This is a genomic window from Corynebacterium sp. HMSC27B11 (assembly GCF_001815985.1).
In the GTDB taxonomy this organism is placed as follows: domain Bacteria; phylum Actinomycetota; class Actinomycetes; order Mycobacteriales; family Mycobacteriaceae; genus Corynebacterium.
The window spans coordinates 43,437-56,787 of record NZ_KV823570.1; the positions used below are offsets into that span (position 1 = coordinate 43,437).

Below are 13,351 nucleotides of genomic sequence, written 5' to 3' on the forward strand. Positions count from 1 at the left end.
TTAGGGGGCTAGCGACGTGCCCTTGGGTAGGTCGATGCGGTCCGAGGAGACCACGTAGGCCTCCATGGTGCCGTCCAGCATCCGCAGCTTCTCGGAGAGCGCGTCGGGCTGGCCGAGCCCCATCTTCGCGGCTTCCTTCTTGATCTCTTCCGGCGCCCAGGAGGCGTCGATGGTGATCGGGATTGTCTTCACCCCGGCGATCTCCGGGGTGATGGTCAGCTTGCTCACGATGATGTGGAAGTTGCCGCTCAGCACGCTGGTCTTGCCGGGGCCGGTGCGCTGCCAGATCGGGCCAGCGGTCTGGCCGGGCATCTCCATGGCCAGGTTCTGCAGGACGGCCTTGTCCGCGTCGATGCGCAGTGCCGGCTTCGGCCCCTGCTGGGTCTCCAGCGTGATCAGGGAGAGCTTCATGTTGCCCAGCAGCGAGGTGGAGTCGGTCGTGATCTGGAAGGTGTTCCCCGGGATTCCCCGCAGTCCCTCGATGGGGGCTGGGGGAGTGAGATCCATCTCGTATTCCTCCGGGATCTCCGGGAGCTTGGGCGCCTCTCCCAGCTTCGGGAGGTCAGGCAGCTTGGGGGGATCAGGGAGTTTTGGGATTTCCGGCAGCTTGGGCGCGGCAGGCCGTTGCTGTGCCGGGGGCTTCGCCGCCCCCGGGGCCTTGGGCGTGCCCGGCAGATCCGGGAACTTTGGCAGCTCCAGCTGCGCCTGCGCCGGTGGCGCTCCCGCCGTGGCAGTCAGACCCGCGGCCAGTCCGGTCGCGGTGACGGCTGCGAGAACCGCAACAGCGGTGGAATTGCTGGCCCCGGAGGTCTTGCTCGACTCGGTGGTGGCCCGATCCGTCTTCTGCTGCTTCTTGGCCTCCCGCTGCGCGGCGAGTTCCTCCTTGGAGGATTCCGTCCAGGACAGTGCCAGGGCGCCGCCCACCAGGGCCAGCAGGGTGCCGAGCACGAAGCCACCGAAGTTGGACGTCGGCAGCGCGACGATGCCCAGGATGATGCCAGCCACGCCGGTGAGGATGCGGCTGCCGCCCCCGAACCACGTCATCAGGCCGCAGGCGATCAGCAGGGCACCGATGATGAAGGTGGACACCCCGGAGATCGTCGAGACCTGGATGATGATGTTCGAGACCTCCAGCGAGAGGTACGCCGGGGTGAGGATCACGACCCCGCCCAGCAGCATCAGCAGCCCGGCGAAGAAGGGGCGGCTGCGCCGCCACTGGGCAAAGCTGGAACGGCGCTGGCCTTCCGTGGCCTCGTCACCTTCGGTACCTTCGTCACCTGCGACCGCGTCTGCGTCCGCGTCTGAAGTGGTCGACAGCTCTTGGGTATCCGCGTTCTCGGCTGCGGGGGTGCCACCGGTGCTCGCCGCGTCGGTGGCTGCCGCCTCCGCCGCTGCACCGTTAGCACTCTGCGTCATCTGGATTCTCCAGCGTGATCTTGCTTCCCGCCGCGGTCAGCTGATCTGCGGACAGGGAGGAGGCGTGCATGGTCTGCCCATCGGAGATGAGCTTCTCGGCCGCGATACCCCACGCACCGGGAGCGGCATTCTTGTCGACCTGGCTCGCATCGATGCCGATCTGTGGCTTGACCAGAGTCATGCCACCGCTCAGATCAGGGGCGCCGATGATCATGTTCTCGGCTTCCATGTTCTGGCCCGGCACGAGCATCTGGAACTTTTTCTCCCCAATACCCGGCACCTTGATCGGTGCGGACATGCACACGTCGGACACGCGGGCCTTGGTCATCTTGATGCGGGAGACCGTCTCCTCGCCATTGGCCAGCTTGTCGGAATCGACGAAGAGGGAGAAGCCGTCCGCGTCCAGACCGCCGACGTCCATGTTGAAGATCGTGTTGGACAGCGCCAAGTTGGCGGAGATCCCGCCTTCGGCCATGGCGACGCCCATTCCCCCGGATGCCAGCAGGCCGACACCCAGAATTCCTGCGAATCGAAGTTTCCTTGTGTGTCCCATGTCACAGAATACTAGGCGCGCAAAACTAAGTTTCGTGCAAACTTCGTAAAAATTCTTCAAAAAAAGTGTCAGGCGGCTGGGGAGGTTTAGCTCTTTCGCGCCCGGAGCTGGGCGATTCCGCGCCAACCGAAGAGCAGCAGCGCGGACATCACAGTGGCCACCAGGATGAAGGACCAGTGCGGGATCGCCGAGTTGCGGACACCCCAAATACCCAGCCCGACGATGAGGCTGCCCAGCCACACGAATACCCCGGTGCGCAGTGCCCGGCCGGCGGCGCGGGCACCCGTGGCGAGCAGGATGCCCCAGACGATCGCCGCCCCCAGCATGAAGGGCCAGGCGGTGTCCAGCCAGCGCAGGACGCTGAAGCCCGAGCCGTCGTCGTGGGCCAGGCGCGCGAGCAGCGCGAAGATCAGCAGCGCCAGAAGATCCAGTGCGGGCGCGAGAGCGCCGGAGGTCGGCGCCGTGGTGGTGGGGGCAGCAGCGTTGTGCGGGGCAGTAGACATGCCCTCAGCTTAGCCGGAGGTGGGGCCGGGGTTCTTGGGCGCTTCGGGGGAGGTCTTCGAGCCTGTACTCGGGGCGGCCTCAGCGGCTGCCTTCGAGGCGTCGGCCTCAGAACCCGGTGCCAGCTCGCGGGGGTTGGGCAGCTTCGCCACGAGGAAGGTGAACCAGCCCAAACCCACGAGGCCGACGAAGCTGAACATGCGGAAGACAATCACGGCGGCGAAGGCCTGCCCGGAGGTCAGCCCCGCAACCCCCACGAGGGTCGTGGTCAGCATGATGTCCACCGGACCCAGCCCGCCCGGGGTGATCTGCGCCTGCCCGACCAACTTGGCGGAGATGAAGCTCAGCACCACCCCGGCGATCGGCGCCTTCGCCCCCACCGCGTAGGTGCAGGCCAACAGGCAAATGATCTCCAGGATCCAGTTCAGCAGGGACCAGTTAATCGCCAGCGCGAGCTTCGGCAGCGGCAGCTCCACCGTCGCAAGCTGCTCGGAGAAGCCCGCGAGCTGCTCCACGTGCCGATCTTCCGGCTTCTTGCGCCAGCGGTTGAAAGCCCGCAGTCGGGCGATCAGCCAGTCCTCCACCTTCTTGGGGTTGCGAGCGGCCCAATTCGTTAAGGACGCCAACACCACCAACACCACAAGCGAGACAGCCAACGTGAGTGGGTTGACCTTCAGCCCGAGGAAGAAGACCGAGCCGATCCCCAGCAAAGCCATGCCCGCGCCCGCGAGCAGGCCGGAGAAGACCATGTACCAGCTGGCGATCACCGGGGTCGCACCCCACTTCAGCTGCTCCCGGAAGATCATCGCCACAGAGATGGCGGGCCCGCCGGGGAGGGATGCGGACCAGGCATTCGCGACCAGCCCCAGCACGTTGGCTGAGAGGCGCCGGACCTTGATACCCGCCGAGCGCAGCAGCACGACCATGACCTCCGCCTGCGCGAACATCGACAGCAGGACGGTCACGGCGGCGAGCAGCAGCCAGCGGTTATCGGCAGCCTTCAGCTCCTCCCACCCGTTTTCCAGGAAGCCGAAGTGGCGGTGCGCCATGAACGCGATGGCGGCGAGCACCGCCAGCGAGATGGCGATCCGGGTGAGGGGGGAGCGAAAGAAAGCGGAGGTCTTGGCGAGCACTAGTCCTGGCGCCCCTCCTCGCGGCACCCCTCTTCACGGTGCCCCTCCTCACGACGTCTCAGCTCCGCCATGAGTTTCTCGAAGGGTACGGTGCGCCCACGCTGCCCGGCATCCTCAGCCTCTGGTTCAACAGTCAGCTCAGCAGCAGCCTCGTTGTCTGTGTCGACGTCGCCCTCGTCGTCTGTGTCCTCCGCGTGGTCCTCGTCCGCAGCTTCGACGTTGTCCGCGAGGCCGGCATCCTCGGTGCGCTCATCGTCGACGTCCACGTCCTCGTGCTCATCTTCGGCGTGAGCCTCGGGGAGCGGTTCCGGCAGGGGCTCCCGCTGGCCGGCGTGCTCCGGGGCGGTCTCGGTGGCGGCCCCACCGGTCGTGGCAGTGGCGCCGGCCGCCGCCGGTGTGCCAGCACCCACCAGGGCCGGCTCGGCGGCGCCCACGGCGACCGGGGAATCAGCCAGCTGCTCGTTGTGGCCAACCTTCTCGGACAGCCGCTGTACCCAGCGGGGTGCCCACCAGTTGTCCTCGCGCAGCATGTGCATCACGGCCGGAACCAGCAACAGGCGGATGACGGTGGCGTCCAAAATCAGGGCCGTGATCATGCCGTAGGCGATGTACTTCATCATCACGATGTCCGAGAATCCGAAGGCGCCCGCGACCACGATCATGATCAGGGCGGCGGCGGTGATGATGCCGCCGGTATTCGCCACGCCGAAGCGGATCGAACGGTCGGTGCTCTCCCCGTGGGAGCGGGCCTCCACCATGCGGGAGACTAGGAAGACCTCGTAGTCCGTGGACAAGCCAAAGAGGATTGCCACGATGAGCACCAGGATCGGGCTCATCAGTGGGCCCGGGGTGAAGTTGAACAGGTCCGCGCCCACACCGTCGACGAAGAGCAGGGTCAGCACGCCCAGGGTCGCGCCGATGCCCAGCACGTTCATGATCACGGCCTTCGCCGGGATGATCAGCGAGCCGAAGACCAGCGCCATGAGCACGAAACTGACCACCACGATGTAGAGCATCATCCACGGCAGCTTGTCGAACAGGGCCTGGATGGACTCCTGCTCCATGGCCGGAGTGCCGGCGACCAGAACCTCGGCGCCCTCGGCATTCAGGTCCTCCAGCTCCTCGACGATGCGCTTGTAGTCATCGCGGTCGGCGATGCCGGTGGACAGCACCGTCGTGTCGTCCTTCGTCGGCTGCGTGACACGGAACGGACCAGTCAGCCCGGTGATGTCGTTGGCCTCCCGGTAGACCTGGGCCACCGCCTGCTGATCGCCCTGAATGACGAGCTTGATCGGGTCGGTGCGGAAGGCCGGGAACTTCTCGTCGAAGTTATTCTGCGCCACACGAGTGGTCTCGTTCGGCGGCAGGTAGGTCTCGTTGATTCCGCCGAACTTGATGCCAGCCATCGGGGCGGTCAGGGCCAGCAGCAGCGCGACCAGCAGGAAGGTCACGGCCTTGGAGTGGCGCATCGCGAAGGCCGGGATGCGACCCCAGATGGTGTTGATCTGCTCGTCGCGGGTGCGGGTCTTGTGCTTGCGCACCGCCCACTTATCGATGTTGTGGCCCAGCATGCCGAAGATGCTCGGCAGCACCATCACGGAGAGCAGCGCAGCCAGGCCGACCGCGCTCATCGCGCCGAAGGCCACGGACTTCAGGAAGGCCTGCGGGAAGATCAGCAGGCCGGAGAGCGCGACGGCCACCATCGCTGCGGAGAAGACCACCGTCTTGCCGGCCGTCGCGGTGGTGTTTCGCACCGCGGTGGGAACGTCGCTGCCCTCGGCGAGCTCCTCGCGGAAGCGGGAGACCATGAACAGGCCGTAGTCGATCGCCAGGCCCAGACCCAGCAGGGTGACGACGGAGATCGCGAAGACGTTGATCTGCGTGGTCGCCGCAAGCAGTGAGAGCACGCCCAGGGAACCGAGGATGGAGAGTACGCCCACCAGCAGCGGCATCAGCGCGGCGATCACGCCACCGAAGACGATGAGCAGCAGCACACCGACCGCCGGCAGGGCGTAGATCTCGGCGCGGGAGATATCCCGGGACATGCCCGAATCCAGTGCCCCGGCCACCGCGGTCTGGCCCGCGATCTCCGTCTTCAGTCCCGGCACCTCGATCTTGGCCAGGTCATCCTCGATGGCGCGCAGGTTGTTCAGGACGTCCTCGTCCTCACCCTTCATCGCCAGGGAAGCGAAGGCGGCGTCGCCCTCCGGGGTGGCCATTTGGCGTGGCCCGTTGGCCCAGTAGGAGTTGATCGTGCGGATGTTATCCGGGTACTTCTCCTCCAGGGCGGTCAGCTGCTTCGTTAGCGATTCCTTGACCTCCGGGGTGGTCACCGACTGCGGCTTGTCGCCCGTGACCAGCAGAATCACGTCGCCCGAGTCATCGCGACCGAAGATCTCCTCCTCGATCTCCTTCGCCCGGGTGGACTGCGAGCCGGGGTCGTCCCAACCCTCCTGGCTCAGCCGGTCGTCCAGCTGCGTGCCCACGGTCGCGAAGAGCGCGAGCACGGCCGCGATGATGACCAGCGGGATGACCCGGCGGAAACGGTAGGCGAAATTTCCCCAAGCGCTAAACATGGAAGTTGTTCTCCGAAGGGTTGTGGTGGTTGTTGTCCCTGCGCTCGGCAAGCGCAGTCAGCGGGCGGAAAGGCTGCAGCCAAGCGCCCTCGTCCGGCAGGTTGTCCAGGCTCACGCGCGGCAGCGGTTCGCGGAAGACCCCGGGGATATCCTCCAGGTCCACGAAACGCAGCTTCTCGTTGCCCAGCACCCAGGCGACATGCTCCCGGAAGCCGATGACGGTGACGGGGATGTCCTCGGAGAGCTCCTCCAGGGTCTCCCGGAAGTTCTGGCCATCCGCGCTGGCGACGATCAGCCCGTCGAGAACGCCCTCCGAGTGACGGCGACGGATGAGCTCCAGCATGTCGGCGTCGACGTCCGAATCCTCGGTGATCTTGGGCTTGGCGAAGACGGCGAAGCCCACGTTGCGCAGGGCTTCCACCCAGGGACGGACGACGTCAGCGCCGCCGGGGGTGATGTTCGTGAAGACGGTCGCTTCGGGCTCGATCAGCTCCTCACCGCTGAGCCCGAAGTCCTCGTTGAGCTGCTCGGTTTCGTCGATGACCCAGCGGCCCACCGCGTCGAAGCGGGGACGGTGGGCGGCGGTGGGGCGAGCCCCCAGGATCGCGCCCAGCCCCATGTCGATATTCGGGGCGTCCCACACCAGCAGCAGGGTGGGGCGGGTCTCGGTGGCGGAACCGTAGGAGCGATGCTGCTCCCCGACGGTGGTGCCGGCACCGGAAGAAGAAGGACTAGTCATATGCGGGATAAATTGTGATGAAACGTTGTCAGCGGTGAGAAAACCACTTAAGAAAAATCTGGAATAGGGATCAATCCAAACTACCACCGGTTACCCCGCGTCCCTAGGAGCTATTTCCCAGGGAAGACTAACGAGCGGCTACTTCTTCGTCCACAGGTATTCCTTAATAGTGTGCTCCTTGCGCAGGCCCTTGTCCTCAAACTTCGTCAGCAGCTGGCGGTCCACCAACTGGCCGAGGTGGCCACGCCCGTCGTCCGCGCCGCTGGCGAGCTCCTCGGGCCAGCCCAGGTATTCGAGCTGCGGTTCGGCGTTCACGAGCTCGTCGATCCACTCGGCGTAGTCCGCGTGGTCGGTGGCGACGTGCAGGATGCCGCCCGGGCGCAGCCGGCTGGCGATGAGGTGCAGCGTGCCGGTCTGCACGATGCGGCGCTTGTGGTGGCGGGCCTTGGGCCACGGGTCCGGGAAGAAGATGCGCACCCCGGCCAGGGACTCGGGGCGGAACATGCGCTGCAGCACCTCCACGCCGTCGCCCTTGATCATGCGGATGTTCTCGATGCCCTCGCGGCTCACCGCGCCGACGAGCTTGGCCAGGCCGGGACGGTAGAGCTCGACGGCGACGATATTCTTATCGGTCTCCAGCGGGGCCATTGCGGCGGTGGAGGTGCCGGTGCCGGAGCCGATCTCCACGATCGTGTCTGCATGGCGGCCGAACCATTCATCCAGGTCGATGTACTGCTCGTTGACCTGCTCGTCGAGCTCCTTGCCCAGGCGCGGCCAGTTGGCTTCCCAGGTGGCCTCCTGGTTATCGGTGAGCGTGCCGCGGCGGAAGGCGAAGCTGGATAGCCGTGGGTAGTCGCGGCCGTCGTTGAACACCGTCTGAAGTGGGCGCCTGCCGGTGCCTCCGGTAACTTCCGGCGCCGGTGCGGAGTTTTCTTCTGAAAGGGCTTGCTGGTGGTCGTCCTGTGGGGAATTATTGGAGCTAGTCATCGTCATCATTCTTGCAGATGGTCTGGTTTTCCGGGAGTTTCGGCGTGGGGTACGCCGCCCGGGGCCTAAGGCGATGGGGGAGAGCCCGGGACAAGCCCGGGGAAATGGGGGAAAGATGAAGACTATTGCCGTGATCGGCCCAGACGAGGCCGAGGCGAAGAAGGTCGCCGAGCAGCTCACCGGGGTGCGGGCGGTGCCGGGGGCGGGGCCTGGGAAGGACATCGACGGGGTCGTCGCTGTCGCGGGGGAACCCACCGAGGAGGCCGTGGAGATCGTCCAGGCGGTCGCCCGCAACATCGGGGTGGTCGCGGTGCTCAGCGACCACCGCTGGCCCAACATCCCAGGGGTCCATGTTCTTGGCTCCCAGGACATCGCCGGCCTACAGCGGTTGATCGACCGGCTCTACGTGGACGCCAAGCAGTGGGAGCTGGCGGCGCGCCGGGCGGATCAACAGCGCCTCGAACAGGTCCGCGTGGCGATCCGGCTGCGGATGCAGCGCTTCATCCGAGAGGGGTGCTCCGCCGCAGACCTGGGGGAAGCTGGCTCGGGCGGCCGCGAGCTGGCTCACCGGCGATTCCTGGCGGAGCTGCGCGTGGCGGTGCTGAGTCAGGGGATTTTGTGCCCGCCGGTGGATACCGCGCTTCCGCCGGCCGCCAAGCCGGTGGAGGTGCCCGGCCGGGCCGCGCAACTAGCCACCCTGGCAGTTGGGGTGCTGGGCGCGGTCGGCCTGCTGTTCGCGGTGGGTCGGCTGGCGGGCTACCCGTGGTTGGGGCTTAGTCTGGGGCTGCTCGCGGCGGTCGCGCTGGGATGGTTCCGGCTCAGCGCGCAGCAGCGGGCTATCGACCAGGCTCAACGAGAGGCGGACTTCCGCATGCTCCAGGAAGCCTGGAGCGCACAAGTTACAGAGACGATCACCCGCATGAACATTCCGCGGGTGGCTGAGCAGCTGACGCTGCGAACGGGGGCATAGAGCATGGATTTTCTTGGCGATATCTTTTCCCACCTGCCGGCGGAGCCGGGAACTGCGGGGGCGCAGGACATGGTCTTCTCCGTTGGGGGCTCGGAGTATGCCATCCCCAATCCGCAGGGCTTAGGCTCCGCGACATTCACCGGCGAGGACGGCGTCACCACGGTCTCTGACCTGGACGGCGACGGGCACGTGGACTACGTCAGCAACGTCTCCTACGACGGCAAGTGGACAGCCTGGCGTCCTGATGGGGCGGCGGATGCGAAAGAAAACGGGCAACAAGTGAGTGAGCCTGTGGAGGGGGTGGCCGAATCCACCCCCAATGAGGTGAGCAAAACCTGGGATGCCGGGCGCTGGGAATGTGTGGACCGGGGGGAGTGGGGCTAGTGTGGGGGGTGAAGAAAAACTCTGCGCATCAGCATTCATCAGCACGAATGAGCACCTCAGCGCCTGCGACGCGAATCTGTGCGTCGGGGCAGGGGACGCAGACTCGGTTGGAGTAGTCCACACAAAGGTGGGCAATTCCGGCTGATCCGTGAGTCTGGTCCCCACATCCGCTCTCAGAACCGATAGTGTTGAGCCAGAGAAATAGCCGAGCGTTAGGAAAATATTCGATGACCATCCGAGGGCTTGTCGGCGAGGCACCCACCAAGAACCAGGAGCTGCTGGACTGGATCGAAGAATCCGTAGAGCTGTTCCAGCCGGACTCCGTCGTATTTTGTGACGGCTCCGACGAGGAATGGAACCGGCTAGCCGAGCAGCTGGTCGAGGGAGGCACCCTCATCAAGCTGGACGAGGAGGCACAGCCGAATAGCTTCCTCGCGCGCTCCAACCCGGCCGACGTGGCTCGCGTCGAGTCCCGCACCTTCATCTGCTCCGAGAAGGAGGAGGACGCCGGCCCGACCAATAACTGGGTCGAGCCAGAGAAGATGCGCGAGGAGATGCGCCAGCACTTCTCCGGCTCCATGCGCGGCCGCACGATGTACGTCGTCCCGTTCTGCATGGGCCCGATCTCTGACCCGGAGCCGAAGCTGGGCATCGAGCTCACCGACTCCGCCTACGTCGTGATGTCCATGCGCATCATGACCCGCATGGGTGCAGAGGCTCTGGCGAAGATCGACGAGACCGGTCAGTTCGTCAAGGGCTGGCACAGTGTCGGCGCTCCGCTGGAGCCGGGCGAGAAGGACGTCCCGTGGCCGTGCAATGACACGAAGTACATCACCCACTTCCCGGAGGACCGCGAGATCTGGTCCTACGGCTCCGGCTACGGCGGCAACGCCATCCTGGCCAAGAAGTGCTACGCCCTGCGCATCGCGACCGTCATGGGCCGCGACGAGGGCTGGATGGCCGAGCACATGCTGATCCTGAAGCTGATCAGCCCGGAGGATAAGGCGTACTACATCTGTGCCGCCTTCCCGTCTGCCTGCGGTAAGACCAACCTGGCGATGCTGCAGCCGACGATCCCGGGCTGGCGAGCGGAGGTCGTCGGTGACGACATCGCGTGGCTGCGCTTCGGCGAGGACGGCCGCCTGTACGCCGTGAACCCGGAGAACGGCTTCTTCGGCGTGGCACCGGGCACCAACTACGCCTCCAACCCGGTCGCGATGAAGACCATGGAGCCGGGCAACACCCTGTACACCAACGTCGGCCTGACCGACGACAAGAACGTCTGGTGGGAGGGCCTGGAGAACAAGCCGGAGCACCTCATCGACTGGCTGGGCAACGAGTGGACCCCGGAGTCCGAGGACAAGGCCGCTCACCCGAATTCCCGCTACTGCTCGCCGATCTCCCAGTGCCCAACCGCGGCACCGGAGTACGACGACCACCGCGGCGTGCCGGTCTCTGCGATCCTGTTCGGTGGCCGCCGCTCGGACACCGTCCCGCTGGTGACCCAGGCCCGCGACTGGAACCACGCCACCTTCATCGGTGCGACGATGGCTTCCGGCCAGACCGCTGCTGCCGCTGAGGCTGCCGTGGGCTCCCTGCGTCACGACCCGATGGCCATGCTGCCGTTCATCGGCTACAACGCCGGTGACTACCTGCAGCACTGGATCAACATGGGCGAAAAGGGCGGCGACAAGATGCCAGAGGTCTTCCTGGTCAACTGGTTCCGCCGCGGCGAGGACGGCCGCTTCCTGTGGCCGGGCTTCGGCGAGAACTCCCGCGTCCTGAAGTGGATCGTCGACCGCATTGAAGGCCGCGTCGAGGCCGACGAGACCGTGGTTGGCTACACCGCTCGCTACGAGGACCTCGACACCGAGGGCCTCTCCGAGCCGGAGGAGGACATCCGCGAGGCGCTGAGCGTCCACCCGGAGGAGTGGGATCGCGACGTCGCCTCCAACGAGGAGTGGCTGAAGTTCCTGGGCCCGAAGGTTCCGGCCGAGGTCTGGGAGCAGCACGAGGCGCTGAAGCAGCGCATCGAGGCTGCCAAGTAAGCGCCTAGAAGCCTTCGCAAGAACGACGGCCCCCGCCCGCTGGGTGGGGGCCGTTTTCTCGTGTCAAGAGAGCTTGCTGCGGGCACAGCGGTGGCTCTTGGCGAGACCGCCCCTGGATGCGGCTTCGCCAGCAGATGTTCGTCTGCCCAGTCGTCGAAGACAGAGCCCAGCACGGCCACCCTGCGGCTGCTCGCTCGCCTGCAGCTGCTCGTCTGCCCAGACGCCGAAGATAGAGCCCAGCACGCCCACCTGTAGAAAGAACAACACCCCGGCGCCACCATCACGGTGGGGCCGGGGCGGATGCTTAACAGCCCGGGGTAGGGCTTAGCAGCGGAGCATTAGCCGATCGCGTTGTGCTCCCAGGCGGACAGGCCGGCGGTGGCACCGGTGCCCGTGGCGATCACGATCTGCTTGAACGGCACGGTGGCGCAGTCGCCAGCGCCGTAGACGCCCGGCACGTTGGTCTTGCCCTTGGCGTCGATGACGATCTCGCCCATCTGGTTCAGCTCCACGCCGGAGCCCTCCAGCCACTTGGTGTTCGGCAGCAGGCCGATCTGGATGAACAGGCCGGAGAGCTCGAGGGTCTTGACCTCACCGGTGGTGCGGTCCTCGTACTTCAGACCCGTGACCTCCTTGCCGTCGCCGATGATCTCCTTCGTCGCGGCGGAGGTGACGATGTCGACGTTCTTCAGGCTGCGCAGGGTGTCCATGAGGACATCGTCGGCGCGGCAGGTGTCTGCGAACTCCAGGACGGTGAGGTGGTTGACCACACCGGCCAGGTCGATGGCGGCCTCGACGCCGGAGTTACCGCCACCGATGACGGCGATGTCCTTGCCCTTGAACAGCGGGCCGTCGCAGTGCGGGCAGAAGGAGACACCCTTGTTGCGGTACTCATCCTCGCCCGGAACACCCATGAGGCGCCAGTTCGCGCCGGTGGCGACGATGACCTCGCGGGCCTTGAGGGAGGCGTTCTCACCGAAGTGGACGGTGCTGAGCTCGCCGTCCTTGCCCGGGGTCAGGCCGGTTGCGGACTGTGCCTTGATGACGTCGATCTCGTAGTCGTTGACGTGTGCCTCGAGGTTCGCGGCGAAGGTCGGACCGTCGGTCTCCGGGACGGAGCTGTAGTTCTCGATGGACTGGGTATCCAGCACCTGGCCACCGAAGCGCTCACCGACGAGGCCGACGCGCAGCCCCTTGCGGGCGACGTAGATCGCGGCGGTCCCACCAGCCGGGCCCTGGCCGACGACGAGGACGTCGTAGGGCTCCTTCTCGTTGAGCTTCGCGGCCTCGCGCTCGGCGTGGCCGTCGTCGAGGCGGGCGACGAAGTCCTGGATGTCCATGCGGCCGGAGGCGAACTCCTCGCCGTTGAGGTAGACGGTCGGGACGGCCTGGATGCCCTTCTCGTTGACCTCGTCCTGGAAGAGGGAGCCCTCCACCGCGGTGTGCTTGATCCGCGGGTTGATGACGGACATCGCGTTCAGCGCCTGCACCACGGTCGGGCAGTTCTGGCAGGTCAGGGACATGTAGGTCGTGAACTCGAAGTCCCCGTCCAGGGCTGCGACCTGGTCGATGAGGTCCTGCTCTTCCTTGATCGGGTTACCGCCGACCTGGAGGAGCGCCAGCACCAGGGAGCTGAACTCGTGGCCCATCGGGATGCCCGCGAAGCTCACGCCGATGTCGCTGCCTGCACGCTGAATGGTGAAGGAAGGCTTGCGCTCGTGAAGCTCGTCGTCCTGGCGGGCGGTGATGTTATCGGAGAGTGCCGCGATGTCCTCGAGCAGCTGCTTGAGGTCTGCGGACTGGCTGCGGTCGTCGAGGGAGTAAACGAGCTCGACCTTCTCGGTGATGCGGTCGACCAGCTGGCTGAGCTGGGACTTCAGGTTGTCGTCTAGGAGCTTCTTGGCCATGGTTAGCTGCCTCCTTCAAGGCGTGTGTGTAGTGCGGGGCCGGTATGGGCGGTGATTTATGAGTGCTTTATGGGGTGGCTCGGGCGTGTGGCGCGAAGCGACAGATAAGGGGAAAGGGCGGGCGGGCAGTGAGCCCG

General features: G+C 65.9%; 11 protein-coding genes. 3 read left to right on the forward strand and 8 right to left on the reverse strand.

Annotated elements, in window-relative coordinates; all coding sequences use genetic code 11:
- The 7 genes from HMPREF3097_RS07600 to trmB all read right to left on the reverse strand — a co-directional run bounded on the left by HMPREF3097_RS07600 (position 1) and on the right by trmB (position 7,905).
- Entirely contained in the window at positions 1-1,416 is a 1,416-nt protein-coding gene (locus tag HMPREF3097_RS07600; protein ID WP_070761758.1) for a DUF6114 domain-containing protein, read from the reverse strand.
- On the reverse strand, positions 1,400-1,969 hold the full coding sequence (locus HMPREF3097_RS07605; protein WP_070761759.1) for a DUF6230 family protein: 570 nt from the start codon (positions 1,967-1,969) through the stop codon (positions 1,400-1,402). Before HMPREF3097_RS07605 ends, HMPREF3097_RS07600 begins: the two co-directional genes overlap by 17 nt.
- 86 nt (positions 1,970-2,055) lie before the next feature.
- Positions 2,056-2,472, reverse strand: a complete 417-nt coding sequence (locus HMPREF3097_RS07610; RefSeq protein ID WP_070761760.1) for a DUF3054 domain-containing protein — start codon at positions 2,470-2,472, stop codon at positions 2,056-2,058.
- Positions 2,473-2,481: 9 nt separating this feature from the next.
- Positions 2,482-3,603 carry a lysylphosphatidylglycerol synthase transmembrane domain-containing protein gene (locus HMPREF3097_RS07615; protein ID WP_070761761.1) on the reverse strand — a complete coding sequence of 374 codons (1,122 nt, stop codon included), beginning with the start codon at positions 3,601-3,603 and terminating at the stop codon, positions 2,482-2,484.
- Positions 3,603-6,179, reverse strand: coding sequence for an MMPL family transporter (locus HMPREF3097_RS07620; RefSeq protein ID WP_070761762.1), 2,577 nt, complete (start codon positions 6,177-6,179; stop codon positions 3,603-3,605). Before HMPREF3097_RS07620 ends, HMPREF3097_RS07615 begins: the two co-directional genes overlap by 1 nt.
- The gene (locus tag HMPREF3097_RS07625; protein WP_371260099.1) at positions 6,172-6,918 is read right to left on the reverse strand and encodes an NYN domain-containing protein; all 747 of its coding nucleotides are present in this window, start codon (positions 6,916-6,918) and stop codon (positions 6,172-6,174) included. Before HMPREF3097_RS07625 ends, HMPREF3097_RS07620 begins: the two co-directional genes overlap by 8 nt.
- Before the next feature lie 138 nt (positions 6,919-7,056).
- The gene (gene trmB / locus HMPREF3097_RS07630; RefSeq protein WP_070761764.1) at positions 7,057-7,905 is read right to left on the reverse strand and encodes a tRNA (guanosine(46)-N7)-methyltransferase TrmB; all 849 of its coding nucleotides are present in this window, start codon (positions 7,903-7,905) and stop codon (positions 7,057-7,059) included.
- Between the two features lie 115 nt (positions 7,906-8,020).
- On the opposite strand from trmB, the gene HMPREF3097_RS07635 reads away from it, so the two are divergent.
- The 3 genes from HMPREF3097_RS07635 (at position 8,021) to HMPREF3097_RS07645 (ending at position 11,307) form a co-directional block, all read left to right on the forward strand.
- The gene (locus HMPREF3097_RS07635; protein WP_070761765.1) at positions 8,021-8,875 is read left to right on the forward strand and encodes a hypothetical protein; all 855 of its coding nucleotides are present in this window, start codon (positions 8,021-8,023) and stop codon (positions 8,873-8,875) included.
- A 3-nt stretch (positions 8,876-8,878) separates the two neighbouring features.
- Positions 8,879-9,259 (forward strand): DUF6802 family protein, encoded by a 381-nt coding sequence (locus tag HMPREF3097_RS07640; RefSeq protein ID WP_070761766.1) that lies wholly within the window; start codon positions 8,879-8,881, stop codon positions 9,257-9,259.
- A gap of 227 nt (positions 9,260-9,486) precedes the next feature.
- Positions 9,487-11,307, forward strand: coding sequence for a phosphoenolpyruvate carboxykinase (GTP) (locus HMPREF3097_RS07645; protein WP_070761767.1), 1,821 nt, complete (start codon positions 9,487-9,489; stop codon positions 11,305-11,307).
- 338 nt (positions 11,308-11,645) lie between these two features.
- On the opposite strand, the gene ahpF is transcribed toward HMPREF3097_RS07645, so the two are convergent.
- On the reverse strand, positions 11,646-13,214 hold the full coding sequence (gene ahpF, locus HMPREF3097_RS07650) for an alkyl hydroperoxide reductase subunit F (RefSeq protein ID WP_070761768.1): 1,569 nt from the start codon (positions 13,212-13,214) through the stop codon (positions 11,646-11,648).
- Positions 13,215-13,351 lie beyond the last annotated feature (137 nt).